The sequence below is a fragment of the Acidovorax sp. NPDC077693 genome (assembly GCF_044542805.1).
GTDB lineage: Bacteria > Pseudomonadota > Gammaproteobacteria > Burkholderiales > Burkholderiaceae_C > Acidovorax.
On sequence record NZ_JBITVD010000011.1, the window covers coordinates 18,294 to 41,470 of the forward strand.

Consider the following 23,177-nt stretch of genomic DNA (forward strand, 5'->3'; position numbering starts at 1 on the left):
TCCCTCTTCGTTTTATAGACCCGCTGCTTGCGGGCGGCGAATTGTAACTAGAAGAACACACCCCAAAAGGGTGCCTCGGTCGCATTCGGAACATTACCGACTTTTGGCTCTTGATTCAGCACAACACGTCGTGTGGCGTTGCCTGTCGCACATAAAAGTGCATCGGCACGCACCACGGAAGAGCCCTGCCCATGCGCGCGGCCGCCCGCCCTGTGATGGCTCGCCTGGCAAGCGAACATCGTGCGCTGCGCTACGCCTTGGGGGGGGACCCCGTGGCCGGGCACGGCGCTCCGCCGGTTGCAGGCCACTGCAACGTCGTGCATGCTTATTGCTTGGAGCCAAGTTCACTGCCCTATTGCACCCAACCCAAGAAAGCGTTGCCATGACCACTCGCCGCATCTTCACCGGACGCCTGCTCTGCACCTCCATGGCCCTGTCGGCCGCCCTGGGCCTGGCGCCCTCGCTGGCCGGGGCGCAGGCCAAGCTCAAGGTCGCGGCGATCTACACGGTGCCCTACGAGCAGCAATGGGTGAGCCGCATCCACAAGGCGCTGAAGGCCGCCGAGGCGCGTGGCGAGATCGAATACAAGTCGAGCGAGAACGTCTCCAACGCCGACTACGAGCGCGTGATGCGCGAGTACGCCACCGGCGGCAACCAGCTCATCGTGGGCGAGGCCTTTGCGGTGGAGGCCGCCGCCCGCAAGGTGGCCAAGGACTTCCCCAAGACGTCTTTCCTGCTGGGCTCGTCCGGCAAGCCGCAGGCGCCCAACTTCAGCGTGTTCGACAACTACATCCAGGAGCCCGCCTACCTGTCCGGCATGGTCGCGGGCGGCATGACCAAGACGAACAAGATCGGCATGGTGGGCGGCTTTCCCATCCCCGAGGTGAATCGCCTGATGCACGCCTTCATGGCGGGGGCGAAAGAGACCAATCCCAAGGTCGAGTTCACCGTGAGCTTCATCAACAGCTGGTTCGACCCGCCGAAGGCCAAGGAAGCGACGTTTGCCATGATCGACAAGGGCGCCGACGTGCTCTATGCCGAACGCTTTGGCGTGTCCGACGCGGCCAAGGAAAAGGGCAAGCTCGCCATCGGCAACGTGATCAACACGCAGGACAAGTACCCCGACACCGTGGTGGCGTCGGCCCTGTGGCACATGGAGCCCAGCATCGACCGCGCGCTCAAGCTGGTCAAGGAAGGCAAGTTCACGCCCGAGGACTATGGCCCGTATTCGATGATGAAGCACAAGGGCTCTGAACTCGCGCCGCTGGGCACGTTCGAGAAAAAGGTGCCCGCCGACATCGTGGCCAAGGTCAAGGCGCGCGAGGCCGAGATCCTGGCCGGCAAGTTCACGGTGAAGGTGGACGACAGCCAGCCCAAGTCCACGGCGAAGTAATCGAAGTAATGCCGTCGGCGTTGCGTTGATGGGCGCGGCCAGCGGTGCAGCGCCCGTGACGGTGGTGGACCACCCGCCACCGTCACCCACCGGCCGTGCGCACACCGTTGCCGTCAATGGCGCCGGGCCGCCCTCCACTGCGTTGCCGGCACCGCACCGCACCGCACTTGCGCTAGGCTGCGGCACTTCTGACATCTTCAGGACCTGACCATGCCCTCATCCAGCAGCAGCACCACCACTTCCACCCATCTTCGCAGCACCCTCGCCCGGCACGGGCTGCGCCTGCTGGCGGCGGCCACCCTGGCCGCGGCGGTGGCAGGCTGCAGCACAGCACCCACTCGTTCATCGGGGGCTGCGGTGGTGCAGCTCGATGCCACACCGCGCATCGCCGTCATCTCGGCCTTCGAGCCCGAACTCACCGTGCTGCTGCCCCAGGTGCAGCAAGCCGCCAAGCACCGCATCAACGGTGTGGAGTTCACCACCGGCACCCTGTCGGGCCAGCCCGTGGTGGTGTTCCTGTCGGGCATCAGCATGACCAACGCGGCCATGAACACCCAGCTCGCGCTGGACCGCTTCAACGTCAGCCACATCGTGTTCAGCGGCATCGCGGGCGGCGTGAACCCGGGCCTGCACATCGGCGACGTGACAGTGCCTGCCCAGTGGGGCCAGTACATGGAATGGCTCATGGCCCGCGAGGACAAACCCGGCCAGTACAGCGCCCCGGCCTGGATGAAAAGCGAGCTGACCCTGCCCGCCTTCGGCATGATGCACCCCCGCCCGGTGGAGGTGCGCAGCGCCGCACAACCCTCCCTGACCAAGCAGTTCTGGTTTGCCGCCGACGCCCGCATGCTGGCCGTGGCGCGCAGCCTGGGCACCAGCGTCGCGCTGGACCATTGCCACGCCGACAAGTGCCTCAAGGAGCGCCCCCGCATGGTGATCGGCGGCAACGGCGTCTCGGGCCAGGCCTTTGTGGACAACAAGGCGTTCCGCGAATACGCGTTCAAGACCTTCGATGCGAACGTGCTCGACATGGAAACCGCCGCCACCGCCATGGTCGCGCACAGCAACGGCGTGCCCTACATCGCCTTCCGCTCACTGAGCGACCTGGCCGGCGGGGGCGATGGCGAGAACGAGATGGACACCTTCATGCACCTGGCCGCGGCCAACTCGGCCAAGGTGCTGCAGGCGTTTCTGGCCAGCTGGAAGTAGCGGGCTGATGAACCAGGGCCCAGCACTGCGAATGCATGAAGGCGGGCGTTTGCCTGCGCCTCGACCAGTGCACTGCGGCCCGCCCATTCACGCATTGCCGGTTGGGGTGCTACTTCAACGGATTCACCGGCTCCAGGCCCTGCAGAGCCTTGTCTGCACGGCACGCGCTGAGCGGCCGGGAGCGCGACCGGGCGATGGTCAGCACGGCCTGGCTGTCGGCATCGAATCGCCCCGTCAGGCACGCGCAGCCGTACCCGTAGCTGCCGACACCGGTACGGACCCAGTGCTTGCCCGCGAAGGTGGGCCAATCACCCTGTGCCTGGTGCCCACCCTGCTGCGCCACGGACCAGCTGCCGCCCGCGTCCAGCAGGTCCGCATTGCCGGGCGATGGGTTGTCGAACCAGCCGCACCGCGTGGACGCAGCCGGTGGCGCCGTGGCGGACTCATTGCCGCCTGCCGCGGCTGCAGCCAACGGCACGGCCAACCCGCACAGCAACACAAGGCAGCGCACAGCGGTCAGGGAGTGAAGGTGTGCAATCATCATTGCGGCGCAGTGTGGCACAGCGCCAGCGGCCCATCGCAGCACACTGTTCACGCCCGCCCGGGCCCCTGAATCCGCAGCCTCCATCGCACCCCACCATGCCCGACGCCGTCCTGCACCTGAAGAACATCACCAAGCGCTTTGGCAAGCTGGTTGCCAACGACGGCATCAGCCTGACCCTGCAGCGCGGTGAGGTGCTGGCGCTGCTGGGCGAGAACGGGGCGGGCAAGTCCACGCTGATGTCCATCCTGTTCGGGCACTACGTGGCAGACGAAGGGCATATCGAAGTGTTCGGCAAGCCCTTGCCGCCGGGCCAGCCCCGCGCGTCGCTCGGTGCGGGCATCGGCATGGTGCACCAGCACTTCACGCTGGCCGACAACCTCACGGTGCTGGACAACGTGCTGCTGGGCACCGAACCGCTGTGGCAACCGTTCTCGCGGCGCACGGCGGCGCGGGCCAGGCTGCTGGCGGTGTCGCAGCAGTTCGGGCTGCCGGTGCAGCCCGATGCGCGGGTGGGCAGCCTGTCGGTGGGCGAGCGGCAGCGGGTGGAGATCTTGAAGGCGCTGTACCGCGGCGCGCGCATCCTGATCCTGGACGAGCCCACCGCCGTGCTCACGCCGCAGGAGAGCGAGGCGTTGTTCGACACGCTGGCCCAGATGGTGGCTCAGGGCCTGTCGATCATTTTCATCAGCCACAAGCTCGCCGAGGTGCTGCGCGTGTCGCACCGCGTGGCCGTGCTGCGCCAGGGGCGGCTGGTGGCCGAGGCGCCAGCGCAAGGCACCACGCAGGGCCAGCTTGCGCAATGGATGGTGGGGCATGCCGTGGAGGCCGCCGAACGCCGCCCCGCGCGCCAGGTGGGCGCACCGGTGTGCGTGCTCGACCACGTCAGCACCGCCCCCACCGGGCGCGACCGGCTGCGGGACGTGTCGCTCACCTTGCATGCGGGCGAGATCGTCGCCATTGCCGGCGTGTCGGGCAACGGGCAGGTGGCGCTGGCCGATGTGCTGTGCGGCGTGCGCGCCGCTGTGTCGGGCCATGCCACGCTGCTGGGCGCACCGTTGCGCGCACAGCCCGCGTGGCTGGTGGAACAGGGCGTGGCCCGCATCCCGGAAGACCGGCACGCGGTGGGCGTGGTGGGCGACTTGCCGGTGTGGGAGAACGCGGTGTCCGAGCGCCTGCGCAGCCGCTGGTTCGCGCAGCCCTGGTTCAAGGGCCTGTGGGTCAAGCGCGGTGCAGCGCGCGCGCATGCCGAGCACCTGGCCCGCAACTTCGACGTGCGCGGTGGCGGGCCGGATGCCCCTGCCCGGGCGCTGTCGGGCGGCAACATGCAAAAGCTCATCCTGGGCCGCGCCCTGCTGCCGCCGCAGGATGCCGCCGGCACCGCCGCCGCCCCGCGCCTCATCGTCGCGCACCAGCCGACCTGGGGGCTGGACATCGGCGCGGTGATGTTGGTGCAGCAGCAGCTCATCAACGCGCGCGACGGCGGCGCAGCCGTGCTGCTGATCTCGGACGACCTGGATGAAGTGCTGGCGCTGGGGGACCGCGTGGCGGTGATGCACGAAGGGCACCTGGGCGACGCGCTGCCTGCCGAGGGCTGGACGCGCGAGGCCATCGGCCTGGCGATGGCGGGGGTGATATGAAGCTCCCCCTGCGTCGCTTCGCGCCTCGGTGCCGGCGCCCGAGGCGCCGGCTCTTCGAGGCCGTCCAAGCCTGCGCAGGCGGGCTTGGAGCCGCGGCCCTCAGCCCCTCTCCTTCGGGAGGGGGACGCACCCGGTGGCCTGGCGAAGCCAGTTCCACGGGTGCACGGGCGTGGGCCGCGCCCGTTTCGCATGCAAGAGACAACGGACAACGATGAGACTCGAAAAACGCAACCACACCTCCCCCGCGGCCTACGTGCTGGCGCCGCTGGGCGCCGTGGTGTTCACCCTGCTCATCAGCGCGCTGCTCGTGCTGTGGGCCGGCGCGCCGGTGGGGCAGACCTATGCGCTGCTGCTGCAGGGCGCCTTCGGCTCGGTGTTTGCGCTGACCGAGACGCTCACCCGCGCCACGCCGCTGATCCTGACCGGGCTGGCAGCCGCCGTGGCCTTTCGGGCGCGGTTGTTCAACATCGGTGCCGAGGGGCAGTTGTACGCGGGCGCGCTGGCCGCCGTGGCCGTGGGCGGGATGCACGGCGGCACGGGGCTGGAATGGTCGCCCTGGCTGCTCTTTCCGCTGATGATGCTGGCGGCGGCGATGGCGGGGGCGCTGTTGTTGCTGGGCCCGGCACTGATGAAGGCGCGGCTGGGGGTGGACGAGGTGGTCACCACGCTGCTGCTCAACTTCATCATGCTGCTCTTGGTGTCGGCACTGCTCGACGGCCCGATGAAGGACCCGCTCTCGATGGGCTGGCCGCAGAGCGTGGCGCTGCAGAGCGAATTGGAGCTGTCGCGCCTGGTGCCGCAGACGCGGCTGCACACGGGGCTGCTGTGGGCCGTGTCGCTGGCGGTGATGCTGTGGGCGCTGCTGGCGCGCACGGTGCCGGGGTTCGACATCCGCGCGGCAGGTGCCAATGCGCGGGCGGCGGCGTTTGCGGGCGTGCCCATCACGCGCACCGTGGTGCTGGTGGCGCTGCTGTCGGGAGGCCTGGCGGGGCTGGCGGGGGCCATCGAGGTGGCGGGCCGCACCGGCTATGTGACGCTCGACATGTCGCCGGGCTACGGGTACAGCGGCATCGTGATCGCGATGCTGGCAGGGCTGCACCCGCTGGGCGTGGTGGCGGCGGGCGTGTTCGTGGCGGGCGTGCTGGTGGGGGCCGACAGCATGAGCCGCGCGGTGGGCGTGCCGACCTACATTGCGGACGTGATCGTGGCCACGTCGCTGATCGCGGTGCTGGTGGCAGGGCTGCTCACGCAGTACCGGGTGCGCTGGAAGTGAACCCGCCATGCACTCAAAATTCAAACAAAAAATGCCCCTACCGCTTGTCTATCAAGCGCTAGCAGCTATTAATTTGATAGTGACAGCCTGGAGCGCCGCCGCATGACCGAGTTGCTCGATATCCTCGCCAACCCGGCCTTCTGGATCGCCACCCTGCGCGTGGCGACGCCGCTCATCCTGGGCACGCTGGGGGTGCTGCTGTGCGAGCGCGCTGGCGTGCTGAACCTGGGCATCGAGGGGATCATGGTGGCGGGGGCCTTCACGGGCTGGCTCACCGTGTATGCCGGGCACGGCCTGTGGACGGGGGTGATGGTGGCGGCGCTCACGGGTGCGGTGTTCGGGCTGCTGCATGCGTGGCTGACGGTGGGCCTTGCGCTGTCGCAGCATGTGTCGGGCCTCGGCATCACGCTGCTGGCCACGGCGCTGTCGTACTACGGGTACCGGGTGAGCTTCCCGAAGGTCAACACGCCGCCCACCATCGAGCCCTTTGCGCCGATGGAGTGGCTGGGCATACCCATTTTGTCGGCGCAAACGCCGCTCACGCTGCTGGCGCTGGTGCTGGTGCCGCTGCTGGCCTGGGTGTTGATGCGCACCCCGCTGGGCCTGGCGGTGCGCATGGTGGGCGAGAACCCGCAGGCGGCCGAGGGCCAGGGCATTCCGGTGGCGGCCACGCGCACCGGGGCCATCGTGGCGGGGTCCGCGCTGATGGGCGTGGCGGGTGCCTTCCTCACGCTGTCGGCGTTCAACGCGTTTTTCTTCAACATGGTGAACGGGCGCGGCTGGATCTGCGTGGCGCTGGTGGTGTTCGCCTCGTGGCGGCCGGGCAAGGCGTTGCTGGGTGCCTTGCTCTTTGCCTTCTGCGATGCGCTGCAGTTGCGGCTGCAGCAGGCGGGCGATGCGTGGCTGCCCTACCAGGTCTATCTGATGCTGCCTTACGGGCTGTCCATCCTGGCGCTGGTGCTGGTGGCGCGCAAGGCCGCGTATCCTCAGGCACTGATGAAGCCCTACCGCAAAGGAGAGCGTTGAATGCCCACGTTGCAAACCCTGCTCATGTTCGCCGCCGCCTCGCTGGCGCTGGCCGTGATCCCCGGCCCCACCATGCTGCTGGCGCTGGCCAACGGCATGGCCGGCGGCATGCGCCGTGCGGCCTGGGGCATGGCGGGCGCGGGGCTGGGTGCAGGCATTCTGATCGCCGTGGTGGCAGTGGGCCTCGGTTCGCTGCTCAGTGCATCGGCCACGCTGTTCAACGCGGTGCGCATTGCCGGTGTGCTGTACCTGCTGTGGCTGGCCGTGCAGCTGTGGCGCAGCCCGCCGGTGGATGTGCAGACCGCCGTGGCCCAGGTGCCAGGCCAGCAGACCGTGGGGCGGGCAGCGTTTGCGCGCAGCCTGGGCGTGGCGCTGTCCAACCCCAAGACGCTGCTGTTCTTTGCGGCCTTTTTGCCGCAGTTCGTGGACCCGGCGCAGCCACAGGCCCTGCAGTACGCGGTGCTGGGCGCGATCTTTGTAGGGCTCGACACGCTGGTCATGGTGGCTTACGCCGCTGCAGGCTGGCAGGCCGTGCGGTGGCTGTCGCAGCGCGGGCTGCGCTGGCTCAACCGCAGCTGCGCGGTCGGCATGGGGGTGCTGGCGGCCTTGCTGGCAGGCTACCGGCGCCACGGCGCCTGAACCGTGGCGGACACCGTCGTCGCCATGCCGCGCCGCAGCCCGCTGGCCGCGGCCATCGCCGGCACCACCCTGGGCATGGCGCTGGGCGGGCTGGGCCTGTGGGCGCTGCTGCACCGGCCTGCCACGCCGCCGCCCCCGCCTGCCCTGCTGGCGCTGGAGGACATGGGCCACCTGGTCTCGGTCAAGGTGCGGTATGCCAACGTCATCGAGTTCACGCAGCAGATCACGCAGGGCATTCCGTGGACGCAGTGGGAGTTGAAGCTGGGCGGCACGCAGGTGCTGCTGGTGGCCCGCGGCGACTGCCTGGTGGGCGCCGACATGCGCCAGGCGCGGTATGAAGCGGTGGACGCTGCAGCCCGCACCGCCGTGCTGCGGCTGCCTGCGCCTGCCACGCTGTCTGCCCGGGTGAACCACGGCCCGCGCGACCAGGGCGGCTCGTACTTCTACGCGGTGCAGGGCACGGGCATCGAGCCGCTGATCCCGGGCTCGGCCAACCGCACGCAGGCCATCGACACAGCCCTGCAGCGCGCGCAGCAGGATGTGGAGCGCACCTGCCAGGCCGCCAGCACCAAAGCCACGGCCAAGGAGAATGCCGAGGCGGTGCTCAAGCCCTTGTTCTCCGCCACGGGCTGGACGGTGCAGGTGCGTTGGCAGCCTTGAGTGAGCCTTGACCCAAACCCTGTGCCATCGCCTCTGCGACAACCCTTCGATACCATGCAAAACCTCTTTCGGCCCGCACTGTGGACCATGGCCTTGATGCTTGCAGCCGCAGGCAACGCCCACGCACTGGGCATGGACATTCCCTATGGCGTCTTTGCTGCAGAGCCCGATGTGGACTGGGTGCAGGCCTGCGGCGAATGGCCCGCCCCGCCCGGCAAGGACGACAGCCGCCGGGGCATGTACCGCATCGTGCATGCCACGCGGTACGCCCAGTCGTTCCTGTACATCCAGTGGCTGCGCCGTGACGACAACGACACCGCGCACGAGGTGAAGACGGTGGGCGTGGCCGCGCTGAACAACGACCACGCCTCCATTTCGCTCAGCCAGATGCGCTGTCAGGCCACGCCGCAGGGCATCCGCTTCACCGCGCGGGCCGAGTCGGGCCATGACGACAGTGTGTTTCGCATCACCATCGATGCAGGCCACCGGCCCGGCGCGCTGCGCTACCGCACCACGCCCTTGCGCTGACGGCGCCATCCCGCCATGGATCTTTTGCAGCCGCCGCCCGCCCCGCCTGCCGCAGAGCTGCTGCCGGACAGCCTGCTGGCCCGCTGGCAGCAAAGCACCACCGAGCCCGGCGCCACGGTGGTGCTGCCCGATGGCTGCTGCGACCTGATCCTGCATGTGGATGCGGCGGGCCGCCCTGCCTGGCAGGTATCGCCGCTGGCCGATGCCGCAGTCACCGTGCCCGGGGCCGCCCACGAGTTCTGGCGCGGCTACCGGCTGCGGCCGGGCACGGTGGTGCAGGCCCCGGCGCTGATCCGCGCTGCGCAGGCCATCTGGTCGCAGGCTGCGCGCAGGGCCTTATGGAGCAGTCAGCAAGTGCACATCGACGCCACCGTGGAGCAGCAGTTGCTCGACGCCATCGACACGCACACGCACCTGGAGGCGCGCGTGCAGGAAGCCCTGCACACCCTGGCCCACACCGCCACCGTGGCGGCTGCGGCCCGGTCCCTGGGGGTGTCGGAGCGCAGCCTGGAACGCCTCACCCGTGCCGCGACCCAGCAACCGCCCAGCTACTGGCGCGCCCTGGCCCGGGTGCGCCGCGCGGCGCAGGCGCTGGGCGGCGGCGAGACGCTGGCCGGCATTGCGGCCGACCATGGCTATGCGGACCAGGCCCACCTCAGCCGCGACTGCCTGCGCTGGCTGGGGCAGTCGCCGTCAGCGCTGCGCCGCTCGCCCGGTCTGCTGGCCACGGTGGCGCAGGCGGGCTATGGCTGAGTGCGCTTGCTGCGCATCGGCAGCGCGCGTTGAGTCTTCAGCCACCACGCGCAGGTTCAGCCCGCGGTGGCGGGCGGCGGCGCCACGGGCGTGCACAGCTCCACCAGCGCATCGTTGATGTCGGCCACGTAGGCCACCGTCTGGCCCCAGGGCATTTGCTCGGGCGCCTGCACCAGGCGCGCACCGGCGGCCACGGCGCGCTGCACGGCGGCAGCGACATCGGCGGTGGTGAAAGCGATCTCGAAGCTGGGGGCCCGGGCGGTGGCGCGCTGCGGGTTCTTGCCCAGCTCGGTCATCAGGCGCAATGACGAGAACGCCAGCGCAGTCGCACCGGTGTCCAGCTCGCCATAGTCGCCAGCCTCGTGCACGAACCGGCGCGTGAGGCCGAACGCGGCTTCGTAGAAGGCAATGGTCTGGGGAACGTCTTCGACGTAGAGGATGGTGTAGCCGAATTGCATGGGGGGCCCTTCTTCAGATTCAGGAAAAGCGTGGAGCATAGGCGTGGGGCGGCCAGGCGTCTTGAAGAAATCCGACACACGCAGGCAAGCCCCGAACACAGCCGCGGACTGCGGCCTGTGCGTGGCATGAATGCTGCTGGCCCCACAGCACCGCGCGAGCGCTCTACACTGCACTACACACCCGTGGACAGCGCTTCATGACGGTGCCCCCAGCTCTTTAGCCCACCCTGCCCTCCCAGCACTGCCTCACACCATGCTCGACCTGCTCGTTACCCACGCCACCTTGCCCGACGGCCGGTCCGATGTCTCCATCGCGGTGCAGGACGGGCGCATCACCGAAGTGACCGAGGGCCTGCAAGCCCCCGCCCACGAGACCGTGGACGCGGGCGGCCTGCTGGTCAGCCCGCCGTTCGTGGACGCGCATTTCCACATGGACTCCACGCTGAGCTACGGCCAGCCGCGCGTGAACCAGAGCGGCACCCTGCTCGAAGGCATCGCCCTGTGGGGCGAGCTCAAGCCGCAGCTCACGCACGATGCCATCGTGCAGCGCGCCTTGCAGTACTGCGACTGGGCCGTGGCGCACGGCCTGCTGGCCATCCGATCGCATGTGGACACCAGCGACCCGAGCCTGCTGCCGGTGCAGGCCCTGCTCGACGTGAAGCAGCGCGTGGCGCCGTACCTGGACCTGCAGCTGGTGGCGTTTCCGCAGGACGGCGTGCTGCGCTCGCCCGGCGGCCTCGACAACCTGACCCGCGCCCTGGACCTGGGCGTGGACGTGGTGGGCGGCATTCCGCACTTCGAGCGCACCATGGCCCAGGGCGCCGAAAGCGTGAAGATCCTGTGCGAACTGGCGGCCAGGCGGGGCAAGCGGGTGGACATGCACTGCGACGAATCGGACGACCCGCTGTCGCGCCATGTGGAAACCCTGGCGCACGAGACGCACCGCCTGGGCCTGCACGGTCGCGTGGCAGGCTCGCACCTCACGTCGATGCACAGCATGGACAACTACTACGTGAGCAAGCTCATCCCGCTGATGGCCGAGGCGCAACTGGGCGTGGTGGCCAACCCGCTCATCAACATCACGCTGCAGGGCCGCCACGACACCTACCCCAAGCGCCGCGGCATGACCCGCGTGCCCGAGCTGATGGCCGCAGGCCTCACGGTGGCCTTCGGCCACGACTGCGTGATGGACCCGTGGTACGGCGGCGGCAGCGCCGACATGCTGGAGGCCGCGCACATGGGCCTGCACGTGGCGCAGATGACCAGCCAGGCCGCCATGCTCCAGTGCTTCGACGCAGTGACGGTCAACCCCGCCAGGCTGCTGGGCCTGGAGGGCTACGGCCTGCAGGCGGGCTGCCATGCCGACTTCGTGCTGCTGCACGCACGCAATCCGGTCGAGGCCATCCGCCTGCGCGCCACGCGGCTGGCGGTGTACCGCCGGGGCAGGAAAGTCGCCAGCAGCCCGGCGCCCGTGGCCATGCTCGACCTGCCAGGGCGGCCGGGCAACGTGGCTTTCCTGGCGGGATGAGCTATCCGCTGAAAGCAGCACGGTGGCCTAAGCGGCCTAAACCGGCGATGTGGGCGGAGTCGCTGCCGGCACCGGATACCCCACGATGTCTTCCAACGCCGGGTATCCGCTGATGGCATGCGACGCGAGCCGCCCGCCCATGGTGGCACCCTCGGCACTGCCCACGTTCAGGCCGGTGTAGATCCAGTCGCCCGCCAGCACCAGATTGCTGAAACCGGACTCCCAAGCCTTGAGCCGTGCGGCCGTGCTGCCCGGCGGGCTGATCACGTAACGCTCGGACGGGTCGATGTTGGCGCGCCAGAACTGCTGATCGAACCGCTGCACGCCCTGCCCTGCATTGGCCGGGTCATGGTCCTGCAGCAGGCTGAAATCCATGCCGGTCGGGTCGCCCGGTGGCGAGACCACATTGGTGGTGGACTTGGGCAGCAGCGGTCCCATGCACACCTGCAGGTACTGAATGCACTGCGCCTTGACCCGCGCATGGGCCCGCGCCGGGTAGTCCGTGTCGGTGAGCGGCGGCGGTGGCTCATAGTCGGCCATGGCACCCGAGAAGTACCACAGGGACTTGGGCGTCTGGCTGGCCGGCCACGACTCCCACGGCAGCAGATGGGTGAAGTCCACCTGGCCGTCCAGCGGGTTCATGTAGGTGGCGCCGATCACCGTGTCCGTGGGGTTCTTCAGGGGAATGTCCCAGCCCAGGTCGGTGGTACTGCGGTTGAGCCACACCTGCATGGTTTGCGTCTGTACGGTGGGCACTTTCTCGACCATGGCGCGCCACGCGGGGCGCGCGGCCAGCAGCTCTTTGCACAGGTAAGGCACGGCACCCACCGCAATGGCGAGCACCACCTGGTCGAAGTCTTCGCCGGCCTTCAGGGTCTTCTGGGCCACGTTTTTCCAGGGCGTCCAGTACGACTCCAGGTCGATGTTCTGCTCGCGCAGCGCATCGCCTTGCACCAGTTGGTCATAGCCTGGGCCGGCTGGCCACGAGGGCAGGCCCTCGACCGGCACCAGCGGCTCGTAAGGAGCCTGCGGATTGACCAGCGTGGCCTGCACGCCCAGTTGCACGGCGGCCACCGACTCGCCGTCGGCCGACAGCGCGAGGTTCTCGACCTTGTGGAAAAACTCGAACTGCACGCCGCGCTGGCGCAGCACCAGGTACAGCGGCGCGATCACGGTCTCGCCCGTGCCCGCGGCAAACAGCCAGGCGAACGCGCCCATGTACGCATAGCTGCGCAGCGACCAGTGCAGATACGCACCTGCCGCCATGCTGGCCGTGCGGGCCGTGTCGCCCTGCGGGTATTGGTAGGACAGGTTGACGGTATTGAGCGCGAGCGGCGACGACACCGTCATGACCGACGCGCCGTGGCGGGTCAGCCAGTCGCTGAAATTCTCGTTGTCGATCACATCGAAGCCCCGCTCGATGATGCGGTCGGCCAAGACGCCGCGCACGATGGCCATCAGGTATTCGAGCAGGATGTACAGGCGCCGCAGGTCGTCATTGCCCTCGATCAACGCCTTCAGCCGGGCGTTCAGCCAGCTCCACACTTCGTCGAGCACGGGGTGGTTCTCCGCCAGCTCGGCGTTCTCATCCAGCATGGCAGCCTGCACGCGCCGCAGCAGGTCCTGCCCGGCGCGCAATTCCAGTTGGTGGATCTCGCTCAGGCCCGGCACGGCCTGGGGGTCGATCAGGCCCTGCGCAGTCTCGGCCAGGCCGCCGATCCAATGCCGGATGGTCTGCAGGGAGGAGGCATCGTCCGGAGTGAGCGAGTTGGTCGGCACGGTCATGGGCCAGCGCTTGAAGCCGCCGTTCTCGAACTCCCACATCAGCACGAAACTCTCAGGCAGGAACGCCTGCTCGAACGTGGCGAGCTTGGCGTCGGCCGGGCGGCCCAGCGCCTTGTAGCAGTCGGCCATGAGGGGCAGCGCGTTGTAGTAGCTGCCCAGAAACCCGTGGATGCCGTGCTCTTCGATGCGGTTGTTGGGCCCGCGCCGGGTCGCACATTTGCCGCCCAGCCGCCAGCCCATCTGGTACACGGTGATCTCGTATTTTTGCTGCCAGCCCGACTGGCTGGTCAGCTCGTAGGCAGCCGTCAGCGCGGCCAGGCCGCCTCCGAGGATGGCGATCTTCTGGGGTGCATTCGTTTCAGGCATGGTTTCCCTCTCCAGTGAATTTCAGGCGGCTTGTCGTGGATGAATGAATGACTAAAAACTAAAAACTAAGGACTGGCAACTCGCAAATAACGGATGACGCATGACGGATGGCGCATGACGGCCGACGGCCAAGCCCATGGACGCGTGGCTGTGCGGGGTCACTCGCTCCAGCCCGCCTGGCGCAGGCAGTGCGTGTACTCGTTGAGATGCGCCTCGGCTGCGAAGGGGTGTCCGGCCTTTAAGGCCTGCATGGTGTAGGGCCCGAATTTCTGGGCCTGCCGCAGGGTTTGCTGGCCATCTTCGACATGGCCGGCGGCTACCTGGCATGCCGCCAGGAGGTAGTGGTTGAAGAACCAGTCCGGCCGCTTGGACAGCGCCTGCAAGGCAAACTTCAGCGCGGCCTCATGGTCGCGCTCGATGAAGCTTGCCAGGGCTCGCGTGCGCAGCCACAGGCTCAGGTGCGGATCGAGCGGACTGGCCTCGCAGGCCTGCAGCACGTAGCTTGCAGCCTCCTGGGTGCGTCCACAAAACGCCAGCAGGCGCCCCAGTTCGCCGGCAGCAGCGGCCAGTTGCGGGTAGATGGACAGCGCATGTTCCTGCTCGGAGATCGCCTGCGGAAAATTGCGCGAGAACGACAGCACCGTGCCCAGCGTGAAATGCGCGAAGGCGTCGTTGTCGTCGTGGCTGACGGCCAGCAGGGCGTGCCGGTTGGCCTCGGCGATGTCCATGCGGGGAGACTCCGACCAGCCTGCCCATACCCGCGACATCAAGATGAAAGCGAGCATGGCCAGGGTCGGCGGATCGTCGGGTTTGGCCTGCAGCGCCTTTTTCGCAAAGTGCTCTGCCTTGTCCATGTGTTCCCGGGTGGTGCGCCAGAAATGCCAGCGTGCACGCATCAACAGCTCCCAATGCTCGCGGTCACGGGGTGTGGACTGGCTGCTGGCCCACTCTTCGCGCCGCAGGTAGGCGGGCTCGATGGCGCTCACGATGGCGGCCGATATTTCGTCCTGCACCTGAAAGAGGTCGTCCGCCGGCCTGTCGAAGCTCTGCGCCCAGATGGTTTCATTGCGCGGCCCATCGATGAGCTCTGCGGTGATCCGCAGGCGTTTGCCGGTCCAACGGATAAAACCGGAGACGAGATACCGGACCCCCAACTCGCGGCTGATGGTGCCGCTCGCAGGCAGTGGGTGCCGGTAGCTCACCGACGAGTTGCGGGCTATCACGTACAACCATCGCGACCGGGAGAGCCGGTTGATGATGTCCTCGGCCATTCCATCGGCCAGATACCCGTCGTCGGACATTCCCGCGGCGACGCCGAAAGGAAGCACTGCCACCGAACGGGACGCACTGGACACCACGGACGGCAGAAGCTCCGAGGCGCTGCCGTCCACCACCACCGGCGCAACGTGCGCCACGAACCTGTAACCCTGCCCGGGGATCGTCACGATCACCTCGGAGCCCAGCAGCTTGCGCAGTGAGGACACGTGCACCTGCAGGTTGTTTTCCTCCACCACCACGCCCGGCCATACCAGGCTGAACAACTCCGATTTGGTCACCAGTCCGCCGGCCTTGTGCACCAGGGCGCACAGCACATCGAAAGCGCGCGCTCCCAGCAAGACGGGCTTCCCGTAGGAAAGCAACTGTCGCTCGTGAACCCTCAGCGTGAAGTGGGAAAACGTGAATTCCATGGTCTTGGCCTCTGTTTCTCATCACCTGTGCAATGCACCCCTCAGGTGGCCCGGCGGACTCTACATCAAGAATTTTTTAAGGACTATTAAGTTTTTGCCAGCTTGCCTTAAGGCCAATATGGCCACGCACGACAGAGAATTCCTTCACTCATGAAGCGCAAAAAAGAAAACATTATAAATATTATTAAATCGATATTTAAAATTAATCAAAAGCATCATGAGAAAATGCCGGACCAAGTCATTTCCGACGCCGGCATTAATTTCAGAAAATCCCATTTCCAAGGAAAAGCCATGTCTGACTGCAATTGCAACCAAAACAATGCCAATGACAACTCTGCCCAAGTGCCCAACTTTGCGGAAGCCGGTTTCGCCGAAGGCAACAGCCACGCACAGGCCTTGCAGGCCAATGCTGGCGTAGCTGCGCAACTGGAAGGCGTCCATGCGCTGAAGCTTTCCGTCTGCGTTGGCGCAAGTTACAACGCGTCCACCAACAAGATCTGCTTCACCATTCCGATCTATGGCAATTACTGCGTGACCTCCCCAGTGCATATTCCAGTAGGCGGTCAGATCAAGGTGTGCGCCCAAACCTGCGGCAGCTTCATTCCCACCGGCCTGAAGGCCACGATCTACCTGAACGGTAGCGTCATCGCCAATGTCACCCTCTTCGGCGCTTGCTGATCTATAAAATTTGATAGGCCTGAAGAAATAAAACAAATTTGCCCATCAAAAATTCATATTTATTACATTGAATACCGAGCATTCTATCAATCAAATACCTCCTCGGATTTCATGAATGTAATGGCCTGTTTCGCGAATGGGCGATGAATTCAAGCTACGCACTGAGCAATGCTCAATTGAAGCGATCGGCAACTGTAAAACAAGCTGCCGATTTTTATTTTTAAATTTCACAAATCGAAGGAATTCAAAATGACTGTCATTGCCGCAGGAACCTCGCTGCCAAAACCCGAATCCGGCCAATCCCATCGGTCCGGACCGAACTTTACGCTCATCAGCGATGACGGTGGACCCATTACCTTGTCATTGCCCTCTGGCATCGTGTTTGACATCAAACAAGACATTTCGCTCAAGGAAGACCCAACGCCTGTCAAAGACGCGACAAATGGAACCGTTGTCCCCGGCGGAAAGCTCACCACGGGGAAAAATTACTATATAGCCAATCCTCGGAACGCAACTTCGAACTTTAGCGTTACGCTGAATCAAGCATAGATTTAATTTGCGGGCGGGGGGAAATTCAATCAACTCGGAAATGCACATGCCTTCTGTGGAAACGAGCATCAACTTATTGATCGTCAATCGACTATCGGTATCGCTCACATTTGACAATCCGACATCTACCATTGGATCATCCCCCACTCCATCCGCCCCGTCGGTAGCACCTAATGGGGCGATAAACATAAGCGCGAATGGAATGACTGGCTGCGCCGGCAAATTTCAGCTCGTCGCTGAAGATTATCTATTGATCATAAATTACACCGTAAATCCTGAAGGGGGACCTGCGAGTATTGTCATCAGCTTGCCAGTCGGAGTGATCGGCGAATTCAACGCTCCTGTCTACCAGGGCACATCCATTGCACCGCAGCTGAACCTCTATCACAGCGTACCTTCTGGTCCAGATGGCGGCTACGTAGTACCGCTGGGTATTTTGGCAAATCCGCCATTTGAAAATGGCCAAGACTTCTCCAACAGCATGTTCGGGCCCAACATTCGATCTGCATCTCAGATTTCAGCAACACCGAGTGAGCCTTGCAAGAGCGGCTACGTCATGCCCGCAGACTTCACAGGCGGACAGCTGGCCGGGGCTGCAGCAGTGTTTCTGGATCAATGGCAAGGCACGGAGACCGGCATCTGCAACAGCGACGACATCGCTCTTCTCGATTTTCTTAAACACTATATTGTGACCGCAAGCTCAAGCGGACCACTCACCCTCTGGCTTCCCACGATGGCGCCAGTCGAAAATTCCAAGCCCATTTCCTACTTGCTCAGCGGCTATATGCCGATGCCATTCCTCGGTGCTGGAAATTCCTGGAATTCAGATACCGTCACGTGTTTTTTGACACTTTTACTGGGCGGCGGCCACTTCGTCGCAATCTGCGCAAAAGATGATCTGCCATCGTCGACCGCTAATGTCATGCCCATGGATGAGATGCTGAAGTCCAGCGCTTTGACAACAAAGCACGACATTGGCAATTCACACTATACGGGTTTACTCAACGTGACGGGAACGTACTACCTGGATATATCCAGCGATTTTTCTCCACCGGGCTGCGGTCTTATTCTCTCGTTCCTCACGGGTCGAACGGTCAACAATCCGCTGGCGCGCCCAGGGGATTACAACAGCTTTTTCCAACTTGAAGGCTGGCCGTACTCGATCGGCTCAAAGCGTCACACTGCGGACTATGAAACCTACACGCAGACGTTGTGGAACATATCTACGTACGGTGCATGTCCATACAGTGAAAAAAGAGGCACCACGTTGTTTCTGGCACCGGCTGAATGGACGCCCACTGTCTACCAAACCACGCGAATGGCGCCTTATGTGGGAGCCTACGCAAAAAATCCATCCAATCCGGCTCCTCAAGCGTGGCTCGATACGCAGCTTATTGAGATTCCGAATACCGCACCTGCATTGCCCGCGAAATATTTTGACCGGTAATGACAGACTCATCAAAAACGATGGTCCGCAACTTGCCATCGAGGCCCGATCGGCGGCGCCGGTGATACCTTCCTCACATGACCCATGGCCAAAAAGGGCTGGCAGCCTGCCCGCTCCACCCAGGTCTTGGTGCACATCCCAGGTTGCTTCATCCATCAAACCTGACCGCCAAGCGGGTCAGTCGGTCAACGAGCAATGCGCGCGTCAAACGCAGACAGGTGGTTGGCCAGATGCATGGCATGGGCATGCTCGTACTGCGAGCGGCTGAGCATGCCATAGGCAAAGTGCGGATGCAGCGGCCCTGGGTGCAGCTCAAACGCTGTCACGGCGGCTTTCAGTCGGGCCAGGGCGGCTGATGCATCCGCTGTGGGCGCAGTCAGCGCCGGCGCACCCGGAATGGGCTCCGCCAGGTCATGGCTCATGCGGCCGCGCCAGGCAAAGAGGCCGAACGCCACGGCCCCGGCCGTGTGCTGGAACACCGCCGACTTCGGCTCGGGAAAGCCCGCCAACGAAAACTCGATGCTCTGCGCGCAGTGCTCCAGCGTCTGCGACCAGCTCCACGCCGTGGCGGGCGCGATTGGCTGGGCGGACGCGACGTGCAGGCGGTCCACTTCCTTCATGGCGTCGCTGACGCGGGCGTAGACCAGTTGCCGGTCATGGCTGGGCTGGTAGAGCAGGTATCCGGCGCCCGCAGCCACTCCCACTGCAGCCACGCCAGAGCCCAGCGCCAGCACGCGTCGGCGCGTGTGCGACGGGGCCCGGGTTGCCTGGCCTGATCGTGGTTCAGCCGCACCGCCACGTGTTGTGCCTGCCATGCCGGTCTGCTCGCTCATCGGGGGTTCTTAAGAAGGTGGGGGAAGGGGCTGCCATTGTGCGACCGCGCCCCGCCCCGCAGCCACCCACCAGTTGCCGGCCAAGGTCGGGCAGGCGACACAAGCCGCATTCGAACGCAGCCGGACGCGCGGCCCGGCAGCCCGCGCATGCGCCATCGCTCGGGTCAGACTGGTGGGCGTGCAGCCATGCAGCCGCGCGCCCTTCGCCGCCCTTACCGCTGCAGCATCTCCACGCGGTTGCGGCCGCGCTGCTTGGCCAGGTACATGGCCTCGTCGGCCCGTTGCAGCACGGCCTCGCCCGTGTCGGGTTCGGCAAACAGCGCCACGCCGACGCTCACCGTGAGCGGCGGGCCGTTGCGGCCCTGTGGCCCCAGGCTCTCCACCAGTTGGGACTCGACCGTGGAGCGCAAGCGCTCGGCCACCGCCGCCGCGCCCAGCCCATCCGCATTGGGCAAAAAGATCGCAAACTCCTCCCCGCCCAGCCGCCCCATCACGTCTTCCTTGCGCAGGCAGCGGCCCGCCAGCTGCACGAAGTGCCGCAGCACATCGTCGCCGCAGTGGTGGCCCCAGGTGTCATTGATGCGCTTGAAATGGTCCAGGTCCATCACCAGCACGGGCAGCGCCGATTGCGTGCGCTGCGCGTTGCTGATCGCCTTGTCCAGCAGCGTGAGGAACGCGCGGCGGTTGAACACGCTGGTCAGCGGGTCGACCTCGGCCAAGTGGCGCAACTCGCGCGTGGTGAACTCGTGCGTGAGCATCAGCACGCCGAAGCCGATCAGCACCAGCGCCAGCGTGGCCTCCAGCACCACGAACTGGGACAGCAGCTCGAGCAGCTCGTCGTTCCACTGAAAGCCCGTGAGCGGCGACGACAGCTTGAACAGCGCGGGCCGCACCAGCACGAACAGCCCGTGCGCGCCAATCGCCGTCCCCACCAGGTAGCGCACAGGTACGTTGCGAAAGCCGCCGCGCGCGAGCGTGCGCGCCGTGAGCAAAAAGCAGGGCCCCGAGAAAAGCCCCGCCAGCGCAAACCGCGCGCCCGGATGCGGGTGCACCACCGTGAAGTACGCCGACAGCGCCAGCAGCAGCACCATGCCGACCGCGGCGGCGCCATGCCCCAGGGGACTGCGGCCGACATAGGCACGGCTGCCCATCAGGCAGGTGTACGAGGCCAGGGCGATGGAGGCCTGCGCCAGAAGCACCGACACCACCTCGGGCATGAAGGTGCGCAGCAGCAGTGTGGTGCTGAACACCGTCGCCCCCAGAAAGGACAGCACCCACAGGCGCAGGCCAGGGATGTTCCGGTGGAAGTACCACACGGCGTAGAGCACGGAGGTAACCAGCGCAGCCAGCAGGGCCGCCAGAATGACGAGGGTGGGACTGTGCACGTACGCGAAGAAGCTGGGCAGAAAACTGGGGCTGGTGGGCCGCGGGCACGGGCTTGGTCTACCCTGCAGGCTCGGCGTCTCAGACAGATCGATCATCCAAGAGCGCACGCTGCAGGGCATGAAAGCGGCCTCATGTTAACCGAGCATGACCTCATGCGGATGACAGTGAAGCAAGTCGCTCGCCCCTGTGTGCGGCGCAGCCGGTGCGATGCCATTGACGCGGTGCGGTTTGATGTCTGCGCAAGGCCGCACCGGGCTGCTGCAGGTGGCTCTAACTGGATACCAGCGCACGCGACCGGCACTGGGACGCACCGGATGGTGGCGTGGACTCCGACGGCATCTTCATCATTGACCCGAAGGCTCTGTGCGTGCTGGCCCACCTGCGGTCCATGGCGCGGCACCGATGCCTGGCGGCCCAGAGCGGCCGTGGCGACCCGGAGCAGCGCCCGGGCGCTACGACGTCAGTCTCGTCGGTGTCGTCAGCGGCTTCAGTCGCCCACGACGTTGCACTCGCGGCGCAGCAGCGCCAGCGCGTCGTGCATCTGGTAGTCCATGTCGCTCAGCAAGGTCTTCTCTGCATCCTGCACGAAGCCGGCCCACAGCGTGGCGTAGTCCTGCTGGTGCACGCCGCTGGCGTGGCCCTGAATGAAGTCGGTGGCCAGTGCGGGCTGCCAGCCGGACTTGCGGACCTTGCGCACCAGGCTGGCGGCGGTCTTCTCGGTCAGCAGGGTCTTCTTGGGCACCCCGGCCGCCAGGCACAGGAACAGCGTCAGCAGCGAGTGCTCGTCGTCGTTGCCCTGCACCGTTTTCGTCCAGGTCTTGCTGGCAGGCTGCGGAGGCTCTTCGTCGGCATCGAGTTCGTCCAGGCTGCGGTGGTAGTCGTCCACCTCGGCCAGGGGGTCGTCCAGCAAAAAGTACTGCGCACGGAAGGTGCCTGTAGGGCGCAGTAGGTTGCGCAGGGGCGCGGCGGTGTCCAGCAGCCTGGGCAGGTCGGCCAGCACGGCGGCGCATTGCGCCTCGACAGCGCCCCGCAAGTCGGCGGGCAGGCCCGCCGGCACGCGAAGCGTGACCGGGGCCGCCACCTTCTTCTTGCGCAACGCGGTGACCAGTTTGTCGAACGCGACGGCATTGGGCCATTCGCCCAGCTCCATCGCCCGGGGGGCGAGCGCCTGCATGAGCAGGCCGGTGCGGATGACCGCCTCGGCATCGGCGCCAGCGGCTTCCAGCTCGTCTTCGTCCAGGTCGTACTGCTGCGCCAGCCACCGGGCTGCGCCGATGGCGGCCGCGGTCTGCGTGCGGCGCGCGAGCTCGGCACGGTAGTCGGCATGGCTGCGCAGCGACCACACGGCCAGCAGCGGAGTCTCCGCATCGGCGTAGCCCGCCATGCCGAAGTTGCTGCTCTCGGGCATGGCGATCAGGCGCTTGAGCATGTCGGAGCCACCCTTGGAGCGCGACAGGAAGGAGTTGTCACGCAACGAGACGGCCGCCTCGTGCAGATCGCCCCCGGTGGTGTCCAGCAGGTACAGGCTCACGAGGTTGACCATGCGGTCCCGCGCCTTTTCCAGCTCGGGCCGCAGGAACTCGCTGCCGAAGTAGCGCGCGATCTGCACCATGCCTTTGGGGGCATCGGTGTGGATGGCTGCGAGCCGGTCCGCGCCGATGATGCCGTGCGCTACACCGTAGGCCAGGGCCTTGTCGAAGAACGGGCGGGCATCGTGCAGTTGCAGCGCGCCGGGTGCGGCAGGCGAATCGGTGGGTGGTGTGTGAGGCAATGTCATTCAGGTTTCCATCGCGCTGCGCGTCGTCGCGGTGTCACGAAACTGGCGCGGCCCCAGCCAGGGTCGCCGCGCAAGGGCCGCCCCGCCACAGGGGGTTGCCATCTAGATAGCGGATTCTTCATCCGAGGCCCGCGCAGCCGGCGTGGCCTTGCCGCGGTCGGTCTCGCTGGTTTCGAACTTGCCATCGTCCTCTTCGGCGGGCTCGTCGCCCTCCTCCAGGCCCAGGTCGAACGCGCGGGCCTTGGCGCGCAGCACCAGCAGCATTTCGATGAACAGGTCGCGGCATTCGTAGCGCAGCAGCCAGGCCATCTGCATCCAGTCGCGGTCGGCGACCTCGTCCTGGTCGACGCGGGGCTGCACATAGCCGGACGCCAGCAGTTCATCGTCGGTGAGCGTGACGCCGTAGTCTTCGACCGCGTCGAAGGTGCCGGTGCGGGCAAACGCCTCGATGCGGCTCCACTTCTCGGCGAAGTAGTTGGCCAGCGCCTCGGCGCCGCCTTCCAGGTCGCCAATGGCGGCGAGGAATTCCACCGGGTCCGCGTCGTCGCGGAAGACCACCGCATTGACCATGTTGCGCAGGTGCGTGTGCGTGAGGTCCTTGTATTGTTTTTCCAGCACCATCGCGCGCGCGAACTGCTCGGGCGTGACCAGCAGGTTCACCACCGAGGCCTTGGAGTCGTCGTACTCGCGCATCACCGCCAGGATGTCCTTGGGCGCGAGCTGGTCCAGCACCACCATCAGCGCGCCGTCGCCGTCGGTGTCGGCCAGCTCGGCCAGCGCCGACTCTGCGCCCACGATGTCACCCGCCGCAATCAGGCTGGTGGTCTTGGTGATCAGGGCCAGGTGGGTGTTGTTGCTGTCGTTGCTCATGGTCGTACCTCAGCTCTCAAGAGAATGTCTCGTCGTTTCCAGAACGCGCCCGAGACCGGCGCGCGTCCATCGCCAGCGCCACCGTGGATCCGGCTTAGCCGGTCCACCGGAGGCGTCCCCCCACGGGGGTAAGGCGCGCAGCGCCTCAGG

Annotated in this window: 21 protein-coding genes; 13 read left to right on the forward strand and 8 right to left on the reverse strand. The window is 66.1% G+C overall.

The features are described 5' to 3' along the window. Positions 1 to 382 precede the first annotated feature (382 nt). Together ACIGHN_RS16400 and ACIGHN_RS16405 are read left to right on the forward strand one after the other, a co-directional pair. Positions 383 to 1,393 carry a BMP family protein gene (locus ACIGHN_RS16400; protein WP_056419847.1) on the forward strand — a complete coding sequence of 337 codons (1,011 nt, stop codon included), beginning with the start codon at positions 383 to 385 and terminating at the stop codon, positions 1,391 to 1,393. 210 nt (positions 1,394 to 1,603) lie between these two features. Then, a complete protein-coding gene (locus ACIGHN_RS16405; protein WP_396505198.1) occupies positions 1,604 to 2,602 on the forward strand; it encodes a 5'-methylthioadenosine/S-adenosylhomocysteine nucleosidase in 999 nt (332 codons plus the stop codon). A gap of 109 nt (positions 2,603 to 2,711) precedes the next feature. Here ACIGHN_RS16405 and ACIGHN_RS16410 read toward each other — a convergent pair whose 3' ends face one another. Further along, positions 2,712 to 3,146, reverse strand: a complete 435-nt coding sequence (locus ACIGHN_RS16410; protein WP_396505199.1) for a DUF4087 domain-containing protein — start codon at positions 3,144 to 3,146, stop codon at positions 2,712 to 2,714. Between the two features lie 95 nt (positions 3,147 to 3,241). Between ACIGHN_RS16410 and ACIGHN_RS16415 the strand changes: the two genes are divergently transcribed. The 7 genes from ACIGHN_RS16415 (at position 3,242) to ACIGHN_RS16445 (ending at position 9,662) form a co-directional block, all read left to right on the forward strand. After that, positions 3,242 to 4,783, forward strand: a complete 1,542-nt coding sequence (locus ACIGHN_RS16415) for an ABC transporter ATP-binding protein (protein WP_396505200.1) — start codon at positions 3,242 to 3,244, stop codon at positions 4,781 to 4,783. A gap of 211 nt (positions 4,784 to 4,994) precedes the next feature. Continuing rightward, entirely contained in the window at positions 4,995 to 6,056 is a 1,062-nt protein-coding gene (locus ACIGHN_RS16420; protein WP_396505201.1) for an ABC transporter permease, read from the forward strand. A 102-nt stretch (positions 6,057 to 6,158) separates the two neighbouring features. Beyond that, the gene (locus ACIGHN_RS16425) at positions 6,159 to 7,082 is read left to right on the forward strand and encodes an ABC transporter permease (protein WP_396505202.1); all 924 of its coding nucleotides are present in this window, start codon (positions 6,159 to 6,161) and stop codon (positions 7,080 to 7,082) included. Continuing rightward, positions 7,083 to 7,721, forward strand: a complete 639-nt coding sequence (locus ACIGHN_RS16430) for a LysE family translocator (protein WP_396505203.1) — start codon at positions 7,083 to 7,085, stop codon at positions 7,719 to 7,721. Positions 7,722 to 7,724: 3 nt separating this feature from the next. Continuing rightward, positions 7,725 to 8,381 (forward strand): DUF4230 domain-containing protein, encoded by a 657-nt coding sequence (locus tag ACIGHN_RS16435; RefSeq protein WP_396505204.1) that lies wholly within the window; start codon positions 7,725 to 7,727, stop codon positions 8,379 to 8,381. A gap of 54 nt (positions 8,382 to 8,435) precedes the next feature. Continuing rightward, positions 8,436 to 8,909: a hypothetical protein gene (locus ACIGHN_RS16440; RefSeq protein WP_396505205.1), complete on the forward strand. Its 474-nt coding sequence runs from the start codon at positions 8,436 to 8,438 to the stop codon at positions 8,907 to 8,909. A gap of 15 nt (positions 8,910 to 8,924) precedes the next feature. After that, positions 8,925 to 9,662 (forward strand): helix-turn-helix domain-containing protein, encoded by a 738-nt coding sequence (locus ACIGHN_RS16445; protein ID WP_396505206.1) that lies wholly within the window; start codon positions 8,925 to 8,927, stop codon positions 9,660 to 9,662. A 56-nt stretch (positions 9,663 to 9,718) separates the two neighbouring features. Here the strand turns inward: ACIGHN_RS16445 and ACIGHN_RS16450 are convergent, their stop codons facing one another. After that, positions 9,719 to 10,120: a VOC family protein gene (locus tag ACIGHN_RS16450; RefSeq protein ID WP_056419831.1), complete on the reverse strand. Its 402-nt coding sequence runs from the start codon at positions 10,118 to 10,120 to the stop codon at positions 9,719 to 9,721. Between the two features lie 253 nt (positions 10,121 to 10,373). On the opposite strand from ACIGHN_RS16450, the gene ACIGHN_RS16455 reads away from it, so the two are divergent. Continuing rightward, complete coding sequence (locus ACIGHN_RS16455) at positions 10,374 to 11,648, forward strand: amidohydrolase family protein (protein ID WP_396505207.1); 1,275 nt, start codon at positions 10,374 to 10,376, stop codon at positions 11,646 to 11,648. A gap of 36 nt (positions 11,649 to 11,684) precedes the next feature. On the opposite strand, the gene ACIGHN_RS16460 is transcribed toward ACIGHN_RS16455, so the two are convergent. Further along, on the reverse strand, positions 11,685 to 13,799 hold the full coding sequence (locus ACIGHN_RS16460; protein WP_396505208.1) for an NAD(P)-binding protein: 2,115 nt from the start codon (positions 13,797 to 13,799) through the stop codon (positions 11,685 to 11,687). Positions 13,800 to 13,957: 158 nt separating this feature from the next. Beyond that, positions 13,958 to 15,487 carry a winged helix-turn-helix domain-containing protein gene (locus ACIGHN_RS16465; protein WP_056419821.1) on the reverse strand — a complete coding sequence of 510 codons (1,530 nt, stop codon included), beginning with the start codon at positions 15,485 to 15,487 and terminating at the stop codon, positions 13,958 to 13,960. Positions 15,488 to 15,637: 150 nt separating this feature from the next. On the opposite strand from ACIGHN_RS16465, the gene ACIGHN_RS16470 reads away from it, so the two are divergent. The 3 genes from ACIGHN_RS16470 to ACIGHN_RS16480 all read left to right on the forward strand — a co-directional run bounded on the left by ACIGHN_RS16470 (position 15,638) and on the right by ACIGHN_RS16480 (position 18,161). Beyond that, on the forward strand, positions 15,638 to 16,165 hold the full coding sequence (locus tag ACIGHN_RS16470; RefSeq protein WP_396505209.1) for a hypothetical protein: 528 nt from the start codon (positions 15,638 to 15,640) through the stop codon (positions 16,163 to 16,165). Positions 16,166 to 16,414: 249 nt separating this feature from the next. Further along, on the forward strand, positions 16,415 to 16,714 hold the full coding sequence (locus tag ACIGHN_RS16475) for a hypothetical protein (protein ID WP_156372010.1): 300 nt from the start codon (positions 16,415 to 16,417) through the stop codon (positions 16,712 to 16,714). 46 nt (positions 16,715 to 16,760) lie between these two features. Beyond that, complete coding sequence (locus ACIGHN_RS16480; RefSeq protein ID WP_396505210.1) at positions 16,761 to 18,161, forward strand: hypothetical protein; 1,401 nt, start codon at positions 16,761 to 16,763, stop codon at positions 18,159 to 18,161. Between the two features lie 185 nt (positions 18,162 to 18,346). Here the strand turns inward: ACIGHN_RS16480 and ACIGHN_RS16485 are convergent, their stop codons facing one another. The 4 genes from ACIGHN_RS16485 to ACIGHN_RS16500 all read right to left on the reverse strand — a co-directional run bounded on the left by ACIGHN_RS16485 (position 18,347) and on the right by ACIGHN_RS16500 (position 23,027). Next, positions 18,347 to 18,994, reverse strand: coding sequence for a DUF1569 domain-containing protein (locus tag ACIGHN_RS16485; RefSeq protein WP_396505211.1), 648 nt, complete (start codon positions 18,992 to 18,994; stop codon positions 18,347 to 18,349). 212 nt (positions 18,995 to 19,206) lie between these two features. Beyond that, entirely contained in the window at positions 19,207 to 20,379 is a 1,173-nt protein-coding gene (locus tag ACIGHN_RS16490) for a GGDEF domain-containing protein (RefSeq protein WP_396505212.1), read from the reverse strand. A 488-nt stretch (positions 20,380 to 20,867) separates the two neighbouring features. After that, positions 20,868 to 22,157, reverse strand: coding sequence for a hypothetical protein (locus ACIGHN_RS16495; protein ID WP_396505213.1), 1,290 nt, complete (start codon positions 22,155 to 22,157; stop codon positions 20,868 to 20,870). 102 nt (positions 22,158 to 22,259) lie between these two features. Further along, complete coding sequence (locus ACIGHN_RS16500; RefSeq protein ID WP_396505214.1) at positions 22,260 to 23,027, reverse strand: hypothetical protein; 768 nt, start codon at positions 23,025 to 23,027, stop codon at positions 22,260 to 22,262. Positions 23,028 to 23,177: the final 150 nt, after the last annotated feature.

Bases quoted from the DNA above. Each gene is read 5' to 3' on its own strand.
- ACIGHN_RS16400 (WP_056419847.1), top strand. From the start codon at position 383: ATGACCACTCGCCGCATCTTCACCGGACGCCTGCTCTGCACCTCCATG.
- ACIGHN_RS16405 (WP_396505198.1), top strand. From the start codon at position 1,604: ATGCCCTCATCCAGCAGCAGCACCACCACTTCCACCCATCTTCGCAGC.
- ACIGHN_RS16410 (WP_396505199.1), bottom strand. From the start codon at position 3,146: ATGATGATTGCACACCTTCACTCCCTGACCGCTGTGCGCTGCCTTGTG.
- ACIGHN_RS16415 (WP_396505200.1), top strand. From the start codon at position 3,242: ATGCCCGACGCCGTCCTGCACCTGAAGAACATCACCAAGCGCTTTGGC.
- ACIGHN_RS16420 (WP_396505201.1), top strand. From the start codon at position 4,995: ATGAGACTCGAAAAACGCAACCACACCTCCCCCGCGGCCTACGTGCTG.
- ACIGHN_RS16425 (WP_396505202.1), top strand. From the start codon at position 6,159: ATGACCGAGTTGCTCGATATCCTCGCCAACCCGGCCTTCTGGATCGCC.
- ACIGHN_RS16430 (WP_396505203.1), top strand. From the start codon at position 7,083: ATGCCCACGTTGCAAACCCTGCTCATGTTCGCCGCCGCCTCGCTGGCG.
- ACIGHN_RS16440 (WP_396505205.1), top strand. From the start codon at position 8,436: ATGCAAAACCTCTTTCGGCCCGCACTGTGGACCATGGCCTTGATGCTT.
- ACIGHN_RS16445 (WP_396505206.1), top strand. From the start codon at position 8,925: ATGGATCTTTTGCAGCCGCCGCCCGCCCCGCCTGCCGCAGAGCTGCTG.
- ACIGHN_RS16450 (WP_056419831.1), bottom strand. From the start codon at position 10,120: ATGCAATTCGGCTACACCATCCTCTACGTCGAAGACGTTCCCCAGACC.
- ACIGHN_RS16455 (WP_396505207.1), top strand. From the start codon at position 10,374: ATGCTCGACCTGCTCGTTACCCACGCCACCTTGCCCGACGGCCGGTCC.
- ACIGHN_RS16460 (WP_396505208.1), bottom strand. From the start codon at position 13,799: ATGCCTGAAACGAATGCACCCCAGAAGATCGCCATCCTCGGAGGCGGC.
- ACIGHN_RS16465 (WP_056419821.1), bottom strand. From the start codon at position 15,487: ATGGAATTCACGTTTTCCCACTTCACGCTGAGGGTTCACGAGCGACAG.
- ACIGHN_RS16470 (WP_396505209.1), top strand. From the start codon at position 15,638: ATGAAGCGCAAAAAAGAAAACATTATAAATATTATTAAATCGATATTT.
- ACIGHN_RS16475 (WP_156372010.1), top strand. From the start codon at position 16,415: ATGACTGTCATTGCCGCAGGAACCTCGCTGCCAAAACCCGAATCCGGC.
- ACIGHN_RS16480 (WP_396505210.1), top strand. From the start codon at position 16,761: ATGCCTTCTGTGGAAACGAGCATCAACTTATTGATCGTCAATCGACTA.
- ACIGHN_RS16485 (WP_396505211.1), bottom strand. From the start codon at position 18,994: ATGAGCGAGCAGACCGGCATGGCAGGCACAACACGTGGCGGTGCGGCT.
- ACIGHN_RS16495 (WP_396505213.1), bottom strand. From the start codon at position 22,157: ATGACATTGCCTCACACACCACCCACCGATTCGCCTGCCGCACCCGGC.
- ACIGHN_RS16500 (WP_396505214.1), bottom strand. From the start codon at position 23,027: ATGAGCAACGACAGCAACAACACCCACCTGGCCCTGATCACCAAGACC.